Here is a 16,889-nt window from a genome sequence, read left to right on the forward strand (position 1 = left end):
GCGGCCTGCCCTCGGCGGACCGGCTGACCGGCGGCCTGCCCTCGGCGGACCGGCTCATCGACGGCCTGCCCTCGGCGGGACTGCCCACCGCCGGCCGGCCGGAGACTCCGGCGCTGCCGGAGGACCCGGCCGGCGGCGCCGTGTCGGCGCGGGACACGGCGAACGTTCCCGGCCTTCCCGCGCCGGGCGCGGCCCTGCCGGGCGGCGGCCCGCGCTGACCGTCACCGGCGGGACGACGGACAGGGCCGTGATCCGGGCGGATCACGGCCCGCGTGCCCGTCCGGACCGGCCCGGCGCCGAGACACCGCCGTGGCGTCCGGAACGGGCCTCCCCCGCGGACCGGCCCGCCGGGCGGGTGGTCAGTGTGAGGCGTCCAGGAGGGCGTCGAGCTCGTCCTCCGGCAGGCCCAGATCGACACGGATCCGGTAACGGGTCCTGAGCAGGGCGGTGTACTCACCGCTGCCCTGCGTGGCCCGCTGGGCCCCCTCCGTGGCCCAGTGGTGGGCCTCGCCGAGGTCCCCGTACGCGACGAGGGTCTCGGCGACGGTGAGCGCGGTGGCGGCGGTGACGCCGTCGGCGGCGCGGATCGCCGCGATCACCTCCCGCGCCTCGTCGGGCCGTTCGAGCTCGAAAAGGGTGTCGGCGATGCCGGCCCGGGGGTCGACGCTCACCTCGCCGCCGTCGTCGACCGCCCGCTGGAAGCAGTCGAGGGCGTGGGCGGGCTGCCCGGCCTGCCGCCACTCCTCGGCGGCGAGGACGAGGATCGCCGCCCGCGATATGTCGCCGGACACGTATGACTCCGCCAGGGCTTCCAGCCGCCGGGCCAGGTCGTCGTGATCGTCGGCCAGAAGTGCCTGTTCAAGCAATCGATCAAGTTGCTCACGTGTCACATACGCCACATCGCGAGGGTACCGAGCGATGCTCGATTCCGTACGGCCAACGCCAGGTATTGGTCGCACCACCTTGGGTAAACGAACCGTCACGGTGCGCGTGTTTCTCCAGTAAAGCGGGCATATGCCGGAGGACTCCTGCTAGCGGAGTGCATCACCGGGAGGAGCTGCGATGGAGATGTCCAAGCAGACGACCTTCGCGTTGACGCTCCTGGTGTCCTTCTCCGTCGTCGTCCCGGGTTCCGCGGGATACCTGTCGGCCAAGATGGAGGCCATCGAGCACGCACACCGCGAACTCCTGGCACTGGAGAATCGTCTGCGCCAGGAGAGGCTCGTCGCGCAGGCGGAGGAGGCGGAGCGCACGCGCCGGACCCAACCGGTCTCCGCGCCGGCCCGCGCCCCCTGTGAGATCTCTCGCAAGTCCCGCGAGGTGCCCGGGAAGACCGGCGGGAAGGCGCCCGGACCCACCACGCTCGCACCCGCGGAGCTCGACCCGGTGGAACAGCGCGAGGCGCGCCGGCGCGAGCAGCAGCGGCGCGAGGCGGCGATCGCCGAGCGGGCCTCCCGGAAGGAACGCCGGTGGGTCGAACGTGAGCACGAAAGCGCGGGACCGCGGCGGGAGGAGATCACCGCCACGCAGGACCTGCAGGACGAGATCATCGTTCCCGAGCCGGGCTCGGTCGGCAGCGATCAAATGCCCCTGCGCTCCGCGGAACCCGACCTTCCCGAGCACCCTCAGACCGAAGTGCCGGCGAACTGACGGTTCAGATAACCGCGGATCAGCCGCTTGGCCTCGGCCACGATCTCCGGTGCACCGTTCGGATCGCGCCGGAAGGCCAGCTTGAGCACCGCGTCACCGGCCTCCACGGCCACCAGGATGGCCAGGTCGAGCTCCTCACTGTCGGCGAGGCCGTACTCCTGCAGCAGAAGACCGCGGAGCCGCCCGGCGATCACCGTGTTGTTGTCGGAGACCGCGTCGAGCAGGTTCAGATCGACGACGTCGCCGAAGTGCAGGGACCGGAAGCCGGGGACGGTCCTGTGCATCTCCACGTACTCGTCGATGATCGCATCGACCGCGTCCCACCAGCCGTCGTACTCCTCCGACAGGAAGCGCCTGCCGATCCGGGAGACGAATCCCTCGACGTGGCGGCGGGTGACCGCCTGGGCGATGGCCCGCTTGTCGGGGAAGAACTGGTAGATCGAACCGATCGCGACTCCGGCGCGCTCGGCGATCCGGGTGGTGGACAGCGCGTCGTAACCGACCTCGTCCAACAGGTCGGCGCATGCGTCGAGCATCCGCTCGACGCGGCGGGCACTCCGTCGCTGGGTGGGCCGGCGCCGCAGCGGAGCTTCACCGGACTCCTCGGCAGGCATCGTCACCTGACTATCTTGCCTGCCCGGACCCCTCCGGGTCAGCGCTTATCGGCCAATCCCGGGTTTTCCCGGCCGCCGGTGAGCCGCGCCAGGCCGCGCATGACCGCCGGGGAGATCCGCGAGAGCGCGTAACCGATCCTCCCCTCCGCGTTGACCGCGACGACGGGCAGGTTCCGGTGGACGGCCCGCAGGATGTGCGCGGCCACCCGCTCGGGTGGATAGCCGCGCCAGGCCAGCGCCTTCTCCGCGGCCTCCCTCTCCCGGGTCCGCGACATCCCCTCCGGGGCGCCGGCGTAGACGGCGTTCTCCGCGATCGCGGTGGAGACGAACCCCGGGCAGATCGTGGTGACCCCGATCCCCTCCCCGGCGAGCTCGGCGCGCAGGCAGTCGCCGAGCATCTTCACCGCCGCCTTGGACGTCGAGTACGCGGGCAGCAGCCGGCTGGGGGCGAAGGCGGCGAGCGAGGCGATGTTCACGATGTGACCGCCCTCGCCGCGCTCGACCATCTGTGCGGCGAACAGACGGCAGCCGTGGACGACGCCCCAGAGGTTCACATCCAGGGTCCGCCGCCAGTCGTCGACCGAGTGCGCGAGGAACGGGCCCGCCACCGCGACGCCCGCGTTGTTGACCACGATGTCGGCCACGCCGTGCCGGTCCCTGACAAGCCTGGCGAACTCCTCCATGCCCGCGGCGTCCGCGACGTCCACCCGGTAGGCGTGCGCCGTGCCCCGGCTTCCGGCGAGGCCGCCGGCGGTGCGACGAGCGGCGGCCAGGTCGACATCCGCGCAGATCACCTCCGCCCCGTGCGCGGCGAAGGCGCGGGCGGTGGCCCGCCCGATCCCGCTGCCCGCTCCGGTGACCACCACCAGCCGGTCGTCGTACGGCCCGCGGTCGCCCGCGCGGGCCCTGCGCAGTTCCCGGGAGGGCGGTGCCCCCTCGATGTGCGCGGCGAACTCGCCGATCATGCGGGCGACCACCCGGGGGTGGCTGCGCTGCGCCCAGTGGCCCGCGGGGACGCGCCGGTGCCAGAGCCTGGGCACCCACCCGTGCGTCGAGGCCAGGAGCGCGGAGGAGACGAACGGATCCCGGGTGGCCTCGATGAGCTGGACGGGCGTCTCGACGGTGAATTCGGCGCCGAGCGCGTGGCGGCCGGTGAGCATGTTGGCCCGGTAGAGGCCGAGGCCGTTCAACGCGTCCCTGACGACCGTGTCGGCGGGGTGGCCGTCGCGGGGGACGACCCCCTCGGCTGCCCGGAACAGCCGCTCCAGGCCACGCGGCAGGACCGCGCGCAGGACCACCTCGGGGAGGACGGGAAGCTGGAAGGCGCCGATGTACCAGGAGCGCAGCAGTTGCCCGGCGACCTCCCGCCGGGCGCCGTGCCGCACGAAGTGGGCGGCCTGGTCCAGGTGCGGGCCGCCGAGCGAGGTGAAGGAGAGGATCCGCTCTCCGATCCCCGGCCGGCCGATCAGGTTCCACGCCTGGATGGAGCCCCAGTCGTGGCCGGCGAGGTGCACGCCGGGCTTGCCCACCGTGTCGAGGACCGCCGCCAGGTCGGCGGCGAGGCGGTCGTAGCCGTAGTCGCCGTCGCGGGGAGCAGTGGAGTTCCCGGCCCCGCGGACGTCGTAGCGGACCACGTGGAAACGGTCGTCCAGCAGCCCGGCCACCTCGTCCCAGACCCGGTGGGTGTCGGGGTAACCGTGGACCAGCAGGACCGTCGGGGCGGCGGGGTCGCCCTGCTCGTACAGCGCCAGACGCACGTCACCCGACTCGACCCACCGCATCACGGCCTCCTGCTGGACGGATGTTCGACGGCTACCGGACAGAACCATATTCTGTCAACCGCGCCCGGCCGCAGGACACCAGGGGTGCGGTACCGCGCTCACCCGCAGGACACCGGCGGTGCGGGAGCGCCCCCAACCGGCAACCACTCCCGCACGGAAACCGGATCCCGGCACGAGAACCGGCCCCCGGACCGGAGGCGGGGATCAGCTGCCGGAGTCGGTGGGCTTGGCGGCCAGGCCGGTGCAGCCGCGCAGGCCCTTCCAGTTCGTGATGGCCTGCTGCCGGCTCGCGCCGGTCAGCGGGACCGGCACGCCGCCCTGGATGGTGGCCGGGGTCCACTGGTCCTTGAGGACCTTGCGGCCGTTGATGGTCAGGGTGAGCACGCCGGTCCTGCCGGTCTCCGGGCCCCAGTTGTAGAAGACGAAGTTGCCCATGCCGTAGTTGACGTAGCTGCTCTTCAGGTAGCCGCCGCCGAGCAGGATGTGCGCGTGGCCGCCCACGATGACGTCCGCGCCGGCCGCGACGAGCTTCGGCGCCAGGCCGAGCTGGGCCTCGTTCGGGCACTTCTGCAGTTCGGTGCCCCAGTGCAGGTGCACGATGACGGTGTCGGAGTTCTTGCGCGCCCTGCGCACCTCCTGGATCAGCCTGGCCTCGTTCTTGGCCGAGGCGAGGCCGCCCTGGTTGCCGGAGGCCGTCCACGACTGGATGAACTCGGCGTCGAGCACCTGGGTGGCGCCGATGATGGCGACACGGTTGCCGTTGACGGTCGTCCGCCACGGCTTGTAGGCATCGGCCTCGTTCTTGCCGACGCCCACGACGGGGAATTTGGAGCGTTTTATAGCGGCGAGGGAGTCGGCGAGCCCGCTCTGCATGTAGTCCATGCCGTGGTTGTTGGCCATCGACGCGACGTCCACCCCGGCGGCCTTGAGCGCGGTCAGGGCGGTGGCCGGGGCGCGGAAGGTGTACTGCTTTCCGGGGGCCGGGTTGCCACCGGTGGTGATCGCGGTCTCCAGGTTGACCATCGCGAGGTCCGAGCGCCTGAGCACCCGGGCGATGGGACCGAGCGCGGTCTTGGGATCGGCGTTCAGCCGGGTTCGCAGCACGCCTTCGAAGTGCACGTCTCCACCGAAGGAGATGGTGTACGGCCGCCGCTCGGGCGTCGGCTTGGCCGAGGCGGGCGTGGTGGTCGGTTTCTCCGCGACGTCCGGCGGCGCGCCCGGGGCGGCCGACTCGGCCGCCGAGCAGGCCGCGAGGAGCGCGGCTGAGACGGTGATCGCGGTGGCGGCGGCGAGGCGGCGCGCAGAGTACGTGTCCATCGGTATCCGAGGATGCCATCTCATCGGCGGTCAGCGGGAGGACTCGCCCTATGAGATCGCTCTCCGCCAAACTTGGATTAATCGTATATTTGAATCATTCAGGTTTAGGACATAACGTGTGTCCATGCAGGACGAGGACCGGCTCCGGCAGGCGGGCCTGCGGGTGACCGCGGCCCGGCTGGCGATCATGCAGACCGTGCGCGAGGGCAACCACCCGAACGTGGACGCCGTCTACCGCGGTGTGCTCGACCGGGTCGGCCAGGTCTCCCTCCAGGCCGTCTACGACTCCCTGCACGCGCTACACCGGGCCGGCCTGCTGCGGCGGATAGAACCCGCGGGCAGTCCCGCTCGCTACGAGACACGAATCGGCGACAACCACCACCACCTGGTCTGCCGTCAGTGCGGGAAGGTCACCGACGTCGACTGCGCCGTCGGCCGTCCCCCCTGCCTCGACCCGGTCTCCGGCGCCGGATACCTGGTCGACGAGGCGGACGTCATTTTCTGGGGCGTCTGCCCCGGTTGTCGGTCCGAAGTCACTCGATGAAGAGAACCCCCGGAGGATCGCTTTCATGAGCATCAGGCCCGTCACCACAACCGACGCGGGCATCCCCGCGCCGAGCGACGAGCACTCGCAGTCGGTCGGCCCCAACGGCCCGCTGCTGCTGCAGGACCACTACCTCATCCAGAAGATGGCCCACTTCAACCGGGAGCGCGTGCCCGAGCGGGTGGTCCACGCCAAGGGCGGCGGCGCGCACGGCATCCTGCAGATCACCGAGGACGTCAGTCAGTACACCAAGGCGAGCCTGTTCACCAAGGGCAGGGAGACGCCCCTCTTCCTGCGCTTCTCCTCGGTCGCCGGTGAGCTCGGCAGCCCCGACACGCAGCGCGACCCGCGCGGTTTCGCGATCAAGTTCTACACCGACCAGGGCAACTACGACATCGTCGGCAACAACACGCCGATCTTCTTCATCCGTGACCCGCAGAAGTTCTCCGACTTCATCCACAGCCAGAAGCGCCGCGCGGACAACAACCTGCGCGACCACAACATGCAGTGGGACTTCTGGACGCTCTCGCCGGAGAGCGCGCACCAGGTCACCTTCCTGATGACCGACCGCGGCACCCCCGCCTCCTGGCGTCACATGCACGGCTTCGGCTCGCACACCTTCCTCTGGTACAACGCGAGCGGCGAGAAGTTCTGGGTCAAGTACCACTTCAAGACCGACCAGGGCATCAAGAACTTCACCGACGCCGAGGCGACCGCGGTCGTCGCGCAGGACGCCGACTACCACATCCGCGACCTGTACAACGCGATCAAGGCCGGTGACCACCCGTCCTGGACGGTGAACGTGCAGATCATGCCGTTCGAGGAGGCCGCCGGCTACCGCTTCAACCCGTTCGACCTGACCAAGGTGTGGCCGCACGCCGACTACCCCGAGATCACGATCGGCAGGTTCGTCCTCAACCGCAACCCGGACAACTACTTCGCCGAGGTGGAGCAGGCCGCCTTCGAGCCCGCCAACCTGGTGCCGGGCATCGGCCCGTCCCCGGACAGGATGCTCCAGGGCCGCCTGTTCTCCTACCCCGACGCCCACCGTTACCGCATCGGCGGCAACTACCTGCAGTTGCCGATCAACACGCCGAAGTCGCCCGTCCGCAGCTACAACAAGGACGGGCAGATGGCCTTCACCAACCCCGCCGACCCGGTCTACGCGCCGAACACCGTGGGTGGCCCCGCCGCCGACCCGACGCTGTTCGCCGGAGAGAACTACCACGTGGCCGGTGAGATCATCCGCTCCGCCTACACCCTGCACCGCGAGGACGACGACTACGTCCAGCCGCGCGCCCTGTGGGAGAACGTCCTGTCCGAGACCGACCGCGCCCACCTGGTGAGCAACGTCGTCGGCCACGCCTCCGCCCCGGAGGTCACCGCCGAGATGAAGAAGCGCGTCGTGGAGTACTGGACCAACATCCACAAGGACCTCGGCCAGGGCGTGGCCCGGGGCCTGGGCGTCACCGCCGAGTAGTCACCCCGTTCGTACGGCCCGTGCCCCCGCCGGGTGCGGGCCGTACGGCTGTCCCCCGACAACACGAAAGGGGCCTGTCCCGCCGTTGGGCAAGCCCCCGTCCTCTGCCGGACAGCCATCTCTCAGAGATCGAACTCCCCGCTCCTCACCCCGGCGACGAACGCGGCCCACCCGGCCCCGCCGAAGATCAGCACCGGCCCCTCGCTGTCCTTGCTGTCCCTGACCGCGAACTTCCGCCCGGGCAGGCGGGCGACTTCCACGCAGTTGCCGTCGGCGGCGCTCTGCCGGCTCTTCCGCCACACCGCCGCGGATAGGTCAATATCCGACACAACTCACCCCTTCTCCCTTAAGGGACCATAAGGCACCTTAAGGATGAAGGGGTGATGAAGAACTTGCAAGACATCAGGCAAGTCCTGACCGGGCACCTCAATCCGTGGATTCCCCGGTGTGCGATGATTCTCTCCCGCCCCACCGGCGGGCAGCCAATCCACCCGGTGGACGGAAATGATGAAAACGCAATGATCGCGGCGGGGGGCGGCTCCCGTTCTCACTCGTGAGTGCCGGAGCCGCTTCTGCTAGAGGTCGAACTCCCCGTCCTTCACGCCCCCGACGAAGGCCTTCCACTCCTCAGGAGTGAAGACGAGAACCGGACCGGACCGGTCCTTGCTGTCGCGGACCCCCACGTGCCCGCCGCCGAGGCTCGCCACCTCGACGCAGTTTCCCCCGGCAGCGCTCCGCGCACTCTTCTTCCACGTCGCAGCGCTTAGATTGATTGCGTTCATCGTTCTTTCCAGAAATGACGGTGAAGCGGCGGGCGAGAACCCGTCGCTATCTGTTCCAGTACTCGATTGTCTTTTTGATCAGCTCCTGTGACGCCGCCTCCCCGAGAGCGCGTTCCATCAGGTGGTCGAAAGCGCGTTCATACGCGTAGACGCTCTCCGCGTCCTCCACGAACTGTCCGCCGTGGAAGAACTCCAGATAGACGGCGTCGGGGAAATCGTCGAACGTCAGGTGCACGAACGCACCCGTGGACACCGGTGGTGGAACCTCCTGCGGGAGAACCCTCATCTCCACGTGCTCCAGCTCGGAGACCTCGATCAGGTGCACGAGCTGGTCCCGCATGACGCGGGCGTCGCCGTACTGGTTCTTCAGCACGGACTCATGGAACACGCTTATGTGAGTCAGCGGGTCGGATTCGTACAGCAAGGTGCGCTGCCGCGCCATCCGCACCGCGCTCCGGTCCTGGAGCCAGCTCGGCGGGAGCTGGTAGGCCCGCTGGCTGGCCGAGAAGATGCCCAGGGCGTAGTCCTCCGTCTGGAGGAGGCCGGGGATGATCTGAGGTTCCCAGTTCCGGAACGCGGTGGCCTCCGCCTCCATCCCGATGAGCGTGATGTAGTCGTCGGGAATGGAATTGCGATACCTCTCCCACCACCCCTTCTGCGCCGCGTCGCGGCGCAGGCCGAGCAGTTTCCCCCGCAGGACATCGTCGACCCCGTAGACCTCGGCCAGTGCTTCGACGTCCGCCTGACTGACCAGATTCTTGGCGTTCTCGATCCGGCTGATCTTGGCGGTCGACCACCCCAGGCGGTCGGACACCTCGTCTCCGGTCAGGTCCAGAGCTTCGCGAAGTCGGCGCAGCTCCATGCCCAGCCGGCGTCGGCGCAGCGCTGGACTACCGCGTTCCGGCATCACGACCTCCTCACCATGACGGGTAGGCGGGTGTCATGGCCTCAACAGGAACCAGAGGCATCGTAGTGCAAATTACACGGATCATTGCAGTGCATCTGAGGAAGTTTATTGCTTTTTTCCTTACAGCAAGCCTTGCAGGGAAATCTCTCCTGAGCGACTATCGGAACAGGAAGGTTCCCGGAAGATCGGGGAGAGCACCGGCGATCACCCGGTGGGGCGTCTTCGCGGGGCCTCTGTGAGCGGCGCGCGGGATCCGGCCGGGCGCGCATCCGATCGGCAACGACGCCGCGTCTCACGTGTCGGAGCAAACGGGGAGGCCACGAGGGGGAGCAGACCAGCCTGCCGGCGACCGTTCGGTGTCGCACGCGCCGCGAGGCGCCCGACGAGGCGCCACAAAGAACACCGGGCCGGCGGCCACCGACCCGGTTGGCACAAGAACTCCACGTCAAAGCCGCAGAAGGAGTTTCCTATGTCTTCCCACGGTACCAAGGGACTCTACGGAATCAAGACATCCTTCCTCGATCTGATCTACAGGGCCGACCGCGAACTCTGCATGGACCAGGATGAATGGGCCTACCGGCTCGGCTGGACCGTGACAACCGTCGGATTCGGCGCCCGGCGTTACCGGGACCCCCGATTCGACCTGCTCAAGGCGGCGCGGGCCACCGCCCCCGCGCTCGCCCTGGCCCCCGTCCCCGACGCCCCGGTGCCCACCCCCGGGCGGGAGGCGGGCGGCGATGCCCCGGCGTGATCTCCGCAACAACCGCTACGAGCGCGCGGACGACCGGCCGCTCCCCGGGGCGGGCCTGGCTGTCCGGCTGTGGCGATGGCGTACCGAGATCGCCCTCCTGGCCGGTGGCGGCACCGCCGCGGTGACCGTGGCCGGAGCCCTGCGCGACGGCGACCCCTGGCCGCTCCTGGTGCTGCTCGGCGCCACCGCCGCGCTCGCCACCTCCCGGTACGGGCGAAGCTGGTCGGCCGCGCACGCCTGGTGCCTGGTCTCCCGGCACCGTATCCAGAGGGTGTGCCTGGAGACGCGCATGCACACCCGGTCGGGACGGATCCCGCTGATCCTGTGGATCACCCCGTCGGCGGCCGGTGAGAAGGCTCTCGTCCTCACCAGGGCCGGGATCTGCGCGGAGGACTTCGCGGCCTTCTCCGGCGAGATCGCGTCGGCGTGCTACGCCCGCGAGGTGGTGGTCGCCCGGCACCGGCACCGGGCGCACCTGGTACTGGTCGAGGTGATCCGCCGGCCGGAGGGCCCCGGGCCGGTGGTGGGGCTCGACCGTTTCTACGGGCGGGCGAACTGGTCGACCCTGCACCCGAGCGGGGCGGCGCAGGAGGAGCCCGATACCGGTCCCGGCACCAAGCCCTTCCCCCTGGCCGCGTAGTCCGCCCCGGCTCCGCCTCCGCAGGACACCGTCCCTCTCCGCAGGCCGCCACCCCGGCCCGCAAGCCCGCACCCACCCGCAGGACACCGTCCCTCTCCGCAGGCCGCCACCCCGGCCTGCGAGCCCGCGCACCCGCAGGACACCGTCTCGGCCGCGCGGTTTCGCACGGTCCCACCCCCGCAGACCGGGCCGCCCGGGGTTCCCCCGGGCGGCCATCCGAGCCCCGGAGCACGAATTTCGGGGCTTCCCCTCGTCCGGGCCCGCGGCCATGATGAGTTCACTTGCCGAACTCAGGAGTGCCGATGAGAACAGCGCACCGGACCTGCCCCCTCTGCGAAGCCGTCTGCGGCCTCCGGCTCACCCTCGATGACACCGGGCACGTCACGTCGGTCAAGGGCGATCCGGACGACCCGTTCTCCCGGGGATTCATCTGCCCCAAGGGCGCGAGCCTCGGCCGCCTCGACGAGGACCCCGACCGGCTGCGCGCCCCGATGATCCGCACAGCCGGCGAGTGGCGTCAGGCGGGCTGGGACGAGGCGTTCCGCGCCGTCGAGGCGGGCCTGAAGGGTGTGATCGACGCCCACGGTCGCCAGGCGCTCGCCGTCTACGTCGGCAACCCCAACGCCCACTCCATGGCCGGCGCGCTGTACGGGGCGCCGCTGATCCGGGCCCTGGGCACCCGCAACGTCTTCTCCGCGAGCACCGCCGACCAGATGCCCAAGCACGTCGCCTGCGGCCTGATGCTGGGCGACCCGCTGGCCGTCGCGGTGCCCGACCTCGACCGGACCGACTACCTGCTGATGCTGGGTGCCAACCCGCTGGAGTCCAACGGCTCGCTCTGCACCGCCCCTGACTTCCCCGGCCGCCTCAAGGCGTTGCGCGGACGCGGCGGCAAGCTCGTGGTGGTCGATCCGCGCCGCACCCGGACCGCCGCCCTCGCCGACGAGCACCTGTTCATCCGGCCGGGCACCGACGCCTACCTGCTGTTCGGCATCGTCCACACCCTCTTCGCCGAGGACCTCATCGCCGTCGGCGTCGAGGTGGGCGGGCTGGCGGAGGTCAGGCGGCTGGCGGAGGACTTCACCCCGAAGACGGTGGCGCCCGTGTGCGGCGTGCCCGCCGCGGAGATCGAACGGCTGGCACGCGAGCTGGCCGCGGCGCCCACGGCCGCCGTCTACGCCCGCATCGGCACCTGCACCGCCGAGTTCGGCACCGTCGCGCAGTGGCTGGTCGACGTCGTCAACGTCCTGACCGGCAACTTCGACCGTCCTGGCGGGGTCATGTTCGCCAAGACCGCCGTCGAGAACGGTCGCAGGAGCAAGCCGTACGTCACGGGGCGCTGGCGCAGCCGGGTCCGCGGACTGCCGGAGGCCAACGGCGAGCTGCCGGTGGCCACGCTCGCCGACGAGATCGAGACCCCGGGCGAGGGGCAGGTCAGGGGCCTGGTGATGGTCGCGGGCAACCCGGTGCTGTCGGCCCCGAACGGTCCTCGGCTGGACCGCGCCTTCAGCGGCCTGGAATTCATGGTCTGCGTGGATCCGTACCTGAACGAGACGACCCGCCACGCGAACGTCATCCTCCCGCCGCCCCGGGTGATGCAGTCACCGCACTACGACCTGTCGCTGCTCTTCGTCGCGGTGCGCAACTACGCGAGGTTCTCCCCGCCCGTGCTGCCGCTGGAGCCGGGACGGCCGTCGGAGGCCGAGATCCTGGCGCGGCTGACGATGATCGCCTCCGGGCAGGGGGCGGACGCCGACCCGGCCCTGCTCGACGAGCTGATCCTCGACCAGATGCTCCGCAAGGCCGTCGAGACGCCGGGCTCGCCGGTGGAGGGCAGGGATCCGGTGGAGCTGCGCGCCTCACTGGACGGCGGCAGCGGGGCGGAGGCACGCCTGGACGCGATGCTCAAGCTCGGCCCGTACGGGCTCTCCCTGGCCGAGCTCCTCGCCAACCCGCACGGCGTCGACCTGGGTCCGCTGCAGCCGAGGCTGACGGAGATCCTCCGCACCGCCTCGGGCCGGGTGGAACTGGCCCCGCCCCAGCTTGTCGAGGACGTCGCCCGGCTGCGCGCGCGGCTGGCCGCGCCGCCGACGGGGATCGTGTTGATCGGCCGGCGTCACCTGCGCTCCAACAACAGCTGGCTGCACAACGTGGAGCCCCTGGTCGGCGGTACCAACCGGTGCACCCTGCAGATCAACCCGCGCGATGTGAGCCGGCTCGGGCTCGGCGAGCGCGCCGTGGTGCGATCGGCCGCGGGAGAGCTGGTCGTCCCGCTCGAACCCACCGAAACGATCATGCCGGGGGTGGTGAGCCTGCCCCACGGATGGGGGCACGCCGGGACCGCGCAGCAGATCGCGGCCGAGCACGCGGGGGTCAACGCGAACACGCTGACGGATGATTCCGTCATCGATGTTCCGTCGGGAAACGCCGTGTTCAACGGGGTTCCGGTCACACTCGGCCGCGCATGATCCCATGATCACTCGGAAAAGGAGGACCGACGCGCACTAGGCTTGCGCGGGTGACCATCCCTCCAGCACAGGACCGCCTGCACGCTCAGCTCGCCTTCGCCATGGAGATCGACAAGCTCCGGCGCATCGTCCGCCGCAACACCCTCATGGACGGGTCGCGGCGCGAGAACGACGCCGAGCATTCGTGGTACGTGGGCATGCTGGCGATGGTCTTGGCCGAGCACGCCCCACCGGGCACCGACATCGGCAAGGTCGTCGCGATGCTGCTCGTCCACGACATCGTCGAGATCGACGCGGGCGACACCTTCATCTACGACACCCCGGCGGTGGAGGCCCAGCTGGGCATCGAGCGCAAGGCCGCCGACCGGATCTTCGGCCTGCTCCCCGAGGACCAGGCCGAGCGGTTGCGCGCGCTCTGGGACGAGTTCGAGGAGCGCGAGACCCCGGAGGCGAAGTTCGCCAAGGCCCTCGACCGCATCGCGCCCATCATGGCCAACCACCACAACGAGGGCGGCACCTGGTCGCTCTACAAGGTGACGGCCGAGCAGGTGCTGGAGAAGGTGAAAATCATCGAGGACGGCTCGCCGACCCTGGGCGCCTACGCCACCGAACTCATCGCCCTCTCCGTCAGCCGGGGACATCTGGCGCGTGCATAACCCCTTTCCCGGGTAGGTCCCTATCGGTTGAGAAGGGGGCGATGGTGAAGGAAACAGTCAAATCAGGGCGCCGGACCTTGAGGAGTCTGATGCCTCCGGTCGACATCACCGACCGGATCGAGCAGTCGACCAGAGCCGACAGACCGATCCGGGTGCTGGCCAAGGCTGTGCGCCGGCGGATCGGCCCCGGATGGCTGCGCGATCTGCTGCACGGGGTTCCCCTCGGCAAACCCCTCCACCCACCGGTCGCCAACGTCAGCCTGGGATTATGGGCGGCGGCGGCGGTGCTCGACGTGACCCACTCCGACCCTCGGGCGGCGCGGGTGCTGATCGCCGGGGGGATCGCCACCGCGATGCCCGCCGCGGCGGCGGGGATCACCGACTGGTCCGTGCTCCACCGTGAGCAGCAACGGATCGGGTTCGTGCACGCCATCTCCAACCTGACCGCGTTCGGGCTCTACACCGGCTCGCTGGCGCTGCGGATGGCCGGGCGGGAGCGGATCGGTCGGATGCTGTCGTTCGCCGCGCTGGGCGCGTCGGGTGTGGGCGGCTACCTCGGCGGTCACATGGCCTACCGGCAGGCGGCCGGGGCGAACCACGCCGAGTCGGTCAGCCACCTGGTCCCGCTGGGCTGGCACGACCTGTGCGAGATCGGCGACCTGCCCGAAGGCCGGCCGGTGACCCGGCGGCTGGGGTACATCGACCTGTTCGTGCTGCGCGTCGGCGGGAACGTCACCGTGCTCGCCGACCACTGCGCCCACCTGGCCGGGCCGCTCCACCAGGGGCGCCTGGTCTCCGAGGACGGCATGGCCTGTGTGGTGTGCCCGTGGCACGGGAGCACCTTCCGCCTCGCCGACGGGGCGGTCGTGCACGGCCCCGCCACCGCGCCCCAGCCGTCCTTCCAGACCCGGATCCGCCGCGACGGCATCCTGCAGGTCCGTCCCGCGCAGACCTGACGGGCCGCCCTCCGGGAAACCGGGGGACGCCCGCTCCGGATCGGGCAGACCGTCCCGCCCGAAGCCCGGCGGGACAGCCCGGCGCGCACCTGGCGGGCCGATCCGCCCCCGTCAGGATCCCACCGCTCCGGCGCGAACCTGACGGGCCGATCCGCCCCCGTCAGGACCCCGCCGGTCGCGCGGCCCTACTCCTCCGGCCCGCCGTCCGCGGGGTGCTCGACCAGGGCCAGGACCCGGCTGGACATGAACCGGGCGGTGCGCACGGCCGTGCCGCTGCGGGTGACCTCGCTCACCTCGACCACGCCGCCGCGGCGGTTGGCGATCTCCACGCGGCGGCCCGCGCGGGTGGCGATGACCTCGTAGGTACGCGAGGTGTCCCCCGCGTCGATGACAATCTCGACCTTGTCACCCTTCATGCCTGTTTCATGCCCAAAAATCGACAGGTTTAGCTGGACACCAGTTTGATTATCGCCGCCACGCCGACGCAGACGATGAACGCGCGCAGCACCGGCGCGGGAAGCTTCCGGCCGACCTTCGCGCCGAGGAAACCGCCGATCGCGGCGCCCAGCGCCACCATGAGCACCGCCAGCCAGTCGATCTCCGCGATCACGATGAACAGCGCGGCGGCGGCCGCGTTGATCAGCAGCGAGAGCACGTTCTTGGTCGCGTTGATCCGCTGCAGGTCGTCGTCGAGGAAGCTGCCCAGCAGGCCGATGAGCAGCACGCCCTGGGCGGCGCCGAAGTAACCGCCGTAGATGCCGCACGCGAAGACGCCGATCCACAACCAGGGACCGCCGTGCGGGTGAGCGTGCTCCCGCCGGGCGCTCAGCCACCGGTTGAGCCTGGGCTGGATCACCACCAGCACGCAGGCCGCGCCGATCAGCACGGGCACGACGATGTCGAAGGTCTCCTCGGGAAGGTAGAGCAGGAGCACCCCGCCGATCAGCGCGGCGACGACCGTGGGGACACCCAGCCGGACCAGCCGCTGGCGCTGCCCCTTGAGCTCCGCGCGGTAGCCGAGCGCGCCGGTCAGCGATCCGGGGACCAGGCCGATGCTGTTGCAGACGTTGGCGACGACCGGCGGCAGTCCCAGGGCCACCATCGTCGGAAACGTGATCAGGGATCCCGAGCCGACGACGGCGTTGATGCCCCCGGCTCCGATTCCGGCCGCGAAGATCGCGACTGCCTCCCACGGCGTCATGCGCTACCCCTCACTCGTGCAGCTCGCGCCCGGGAACGGGTGCACGGCACTCACCGGATGCTAGGAGGAGATCAACAGCTATTCGGTGGCGGGGGTGTCCTTAACAGGCGATACAGGTCTGTCCTTAAGGTCGTTCCAGGGGAACCTGAAGTCTTCCCTGGGGAAAAGGTCACGGAGGCTCTCGACCGCCTTGTTCAGGTCGGCGGGGACGATCCACACCTTGTTGGCGTCGCCCTTGGCTATCTCGGGAAGCACCCGCAGATACTCGTAGGCGAGGATCTCCCGGTCCGGCCCGCCCTCGCGGACGGCACGGAAGACCATGCAGATCGCGTCGGCCTCGCCCTTGGCCCGCATCGCCCTGGCCTCGGCGTCGGCCTGCGCCCTGAGCACCACGGCCTCCGCCTCGCCTCGCGCCCTGAGCACCGCGGCCTGCCGCTGCCCCTCGGCGGTGAGGATGGCCGCCTGCTTCTCCCCCTCCGCCGCCAGCACCGCCGCCCGCCGGTCGCGGTCGGCGCGCAGCTGCTTCTCGATCGCGTCCTGGAGGGAGACGGGCGGGTCGATCGCCTTCAGCTCCACCCGGTCGATCCGGACGCCCCACACACCGGCGGCCTGGTCGAGCGCGCCGCGCAGCTCGGCGTTGATCTCCTCGCGCGAGGCGAGGGCGCGCTCCAGGTCCATCCCGGCGACCACGCCGCGCAGCGTGGTCACGACGAGCTGCTCGACGGCCAGCAGGAAGTTGGCGATCTCGTACGTCGCCGCCCGGGCGTCGACCACCCGGAAGTAGACGACGGTGTCGGCGGAGACGGCGAGGTTGTCGGCGGTGACCAGCGGCTGCGCCGGGAAGGAGACGACCTGCCGGCGCAGATCGACCGTCCCCTTGATGCGGTCGATGAACGGGACCACGAGGTTGAGCCCCGGGTCGAGCGTCCGGTGGTAGCGCCCGAGCCGCTCCACGACCCCCGCGGTGGCCTGCGGGATGACATGGACCGTCCGGTAGACGGCGAGCACCGCTATGGCCACGACGACGAGTGCTGCGATGAGCGATTCCATGAGACACCCCGGGCGGTCGAGTCACGTGGAGCTCTTGTCCTCGCAGGATATTTGCTTTTCCCTTGACCGGCCGTGGAACGACCGAAAGGACC

18 protein-coding genes and 1 pseudogene are annotated in these 16,889 nt (G+C 70.3%); 9 read left to right on the forward strand and 10 right to left on the reverse strand.

The window, feature by feature from the left end; all coding sequences use genetic code 11:
- Nucleotides 1-218: pseudogene (locus ABD841_RS21165) on the forward strand (hypothetical protein); the annotation flags it as partial.
- Between the two features lie 141 nt (nucleotides 219-359).
- Here ABD841_RS21165 and ABD841_RS21170 read toward each other — a convergent pair.
- On the reverse strand, nucleotides 360-866 hold the full coding sequence (locus ABD841_RS21170; RefSeq protein ID WP_344974374.1) for a hypothetical protein: 507 nt from the start codon (nucleotides 864-866) through the stop codon (nucleotides 360-362).
- A gap of 196 nt (nucleotides 867-1,062) precedes the next feature.
- Between ABD841_RS21170 and ABD841_RS21175 the strand changes: the two genes are divergently transcribed.
- Nucleotides 1,063-1,650 (forward strand): hypothetical protein, encoded by a 588-nt coding sequence (locus ABD841_RS21175; protein WP_344974377.1) that lies wholly within the window; start codon nucleotides 1,063-1,065, stop codon nucleotides 1,648-1,650.
- On the opposite strand, the gene ABD841_RS21180 is transcribed toward ABD841_RS21175, so the two are convergent.
- From ABD841_RS21180 to ABD841_RS21190, 3 genes are all read right to left on the reverse strand, one after another.
- On the reverse strand, nucleotides 1,626-2,264 hold the full coding sequence (locus tag ABD841_RS21180; protein ID WP_344974607.1) for a TetR/AcrR family transcriptional regulator: 639 nt from the start codon (nucleotides 2,262-2,264) through the stop codon (nucleotides 1,626-1,628). The two genes, ABD841_RS21175 and ABD841_RS21180, sit on opposite strands and share 25 nt — an antisense overlap.
- A gap of 38 nt (nucleotides 2,265-2,302) precedes the next feature.
- The gene (locus tag ABD841_RS21185) at nucleotides 2,303-4,045 is read right to left on the reverse strand and encodes an SDR family oxidoreductase (RefSeq protein WP_344974379.1); all 1,743 of its coding nucleotides are present in this window, start codon (nucleotides 4,043-4,045) and stop codon (nucleotides 2,303-2,305) included.
- A 204-nt stretch (nucleotides 4,046-4,249) separates the two neighbouring features.
- Nucleotides 4,250-5,362, reverse strand: a complete 1,113-nt coding sequence (locus ABD841_RS21190) for a CapA family protein (protein ID WP_344974381.1) — start codon at nucleotides 5,360-5,362, stop codon at nucleotides 4,250-4,252.
- Nucleotides 5,363-5,486: 124 nt separating this feature from the next.
- Here ABD841_RS21190 and ABD841_RS21195 point away from each other — a divergent pair, with 124 nt between their 5' ends.
- Nucleotides 5,487-5,906, forward strand: a complete 420-nt coding sequence (locus tag ABD841_RS21195; RefSeq protein ID WP_344974384.1) for a Fur family transcriptional regulator — start codon at nucleotides 5,487-5,489, stop codon at nucleotides 5,904-5,906.
- Between the two features lie 25 nt (nucleotides 5,907-5,931).
- Nucleotides 5,932-7,386 (forward strand): catalase, encoded by a 1,455-nt coding sequence (locus ABD841_RS21200; protein ID WP_344974385.1) that lies wholly within the window; start codon nucleotides 5,932-5,934, stop codon nucleotides 7,384-7,386.
- A gap of 122 nt (nucleotides 7,387-7,508) precedes the next feature.
- On the opposite strand, the gene ABD841_RS21205 is transcribed toward ABD841_RS21200, so the two are convergent.
- The 3 genes from ABD841_RS21205 to ABD841_RS21215 all read right to left on the reverse strand — a co-directional run bounded on the left by ABD841_RS21205 (nucleotide 7,509) and on the right by ABD841_RS21215 (nucleotide 9,075).
- Nucleotides 7,509-7,715 carry a DUF397 domain-containing protein gene (locus ABD841_RS21205; RefSeq protein ID WP_344974388.1) on the reverse strand — a complete coding sequence of 69 codons (207 nt, stop codon included), beginning with the start codon at nucleotides 7,713-7,715 and terminating at the stop codon, nucleotides 7,509-7,511.
- Nucleotides 7,716-7,961: 246 nt separating this feature from the next.
- Nucleotides 7,962-8,168, reverse strand: coding sequence for a DUF397 domain-containing protein (locus tag ABD841_RS21210; protein WP_344974390.1), 207 nt, complete (start codon nucleotides 8,166-8,168; stop codon nucleotides 7,962-7,964).
- Between the two features lie 46 nt (nucleotides 8,169-8,214).
- Complete coding sequence (locus ABD841_RS21215) at nucleotides 8,215-9,075, reverse strand: helix-turn-helix domain-containing protein (RefSeq protein WP_344974393.1); 861 nt, start codon at nucleotides 9,073-9,075, stop codon at nucleotides 8,215-8,217.
- A gap of 469 nt (nucleotides 9,076-9,544) precedes the next feature.
- Between ABD841_RS21215 and ABD841_RS21220 the strand changes: the two genes are divergently transcribed.
- The 5 genes from ABD841_RS21220 (at nucleotide 9,545) to ABD841_RS21240 (ending at nucleotide 14,546) form a co-directional block, all read left to right on the forward strand.
- Entirely contained in the window at nucleotides 9,545-9,826 is a 282-nt protein-coding gene (locus ABD841_RS21220) for a hypothetical protein (protein ID WP_344974396.1), read from the forward strand.
- Nucleotides 9,813-10,466 (forward strand): hypothetical protein, encoded by a 654-nt coding sequence (locus ABD841_RS21225; RefSeq protein WP_344974398.1) that lies wholly within the window; start codon nucleotides 9,813-9,815, stop codon nucleotides 10,464-10,466. Before ABD841_RS21220 ends, ABD841_RS21225 begins: the two co-directional genes overlap by 14 nt.
- A gap of 302 nt (nucleotides 10,467-10,768) precedes the next feature.
- Entirely contained in the window at nucleotides 10,769-12,934 is a 2,166-nt protein-coding gene (locus ABD841_RS21230; protein WP_344974400.1) for a molybdopterin-dependent oxidoreductase, read from the forward strand.
- Nucleotides 12,935-12,984: 50 nt separating this feature from the next.
- Nucleotides 12,985-13,590 (forward strand): HD domain-containing protein, encoded by a 606-nt coding sequence (locus tag ABD841_RS21235; RefSeq protein ID WP_344974403.1) that lies wholly within the window; start codon nucleotides 12,985-12,987, stop codon nucleotides 13,588-13,590.
- Nucleotides 13,591-13,679: 89 nt separating this feature from the next.
- The gene (locus ABD841_RS21240) at nucleotides 13,680-14,546 is read left to right on the forward strand and encodes a Rieske (2Fe-2S) protein (protein WP_344974406.1); all 867 of its coding nucleotides are present in this window, start codon (nucleotides 13,680-13,682) and stop codon (nucleotides 14,544-14,546) included.
- A gap of 185 nt (nucleotides 14,547-14,731) precedes the next feature.
- Here ABD841_RS21240 and ABD841_RS21245 read toward each other — a convergent pair whose 3' ends face one another.
- From ABD841_RS21245 to ABD841_RS21255, 3 genes are all read right to left on the reverse strand, one after another.
- Nucleotides 14,732-14,962 (reverse strand): hypothetical protein, encoded by a 231-nt coding sequence (locus ABD841_RS21245; protein WP_344974409.1) that lies wholly within the window; start codon nucleotides 14,960-14,962, stop codon nucleotides 14,732-14,734.
- A 29-nt stretch (nucleotides 14,963-14,991) separates the two neighbouring features.
- Nucleotides 14,992-15,747: a sulfite exporter TauE/SafE family protein gene (locus tag ABD841_RS21250; protein WP_344974412.1), complete on the reverse strand. Its 756-nt coding sequence runs from the start codon at nucleotides 15,745-15,747 to the stop codon at nucleotides 14,992-14,994.
- A gap of 78 nt (nucleotides 15,748-15,825) precedes the next feature.
- Nucleotides 15,826-16,797, reverse strand: coding sequence for an SPFH domain-containing protein (locus ABD841_RS21255; RefSeq protein ID WP_344974415.1), 972 nt, complete (start codon nucleotides 16,795-16,797; stop codon nucleotides 15,826-15,828).
- Between the last annotated feature and the right edge of the window lie 92 nt (nucleotides 16,798-16,889).

The organism is Streptosporangium fragile (assembly GCF_039534445.1).
Classification (GTDB): Bacteria; Actinomycetota; Actinomycetes; order Streptosporangiales; family Streptosporangiaceae; genus Streptosporangium; species Streptosporangium fragile.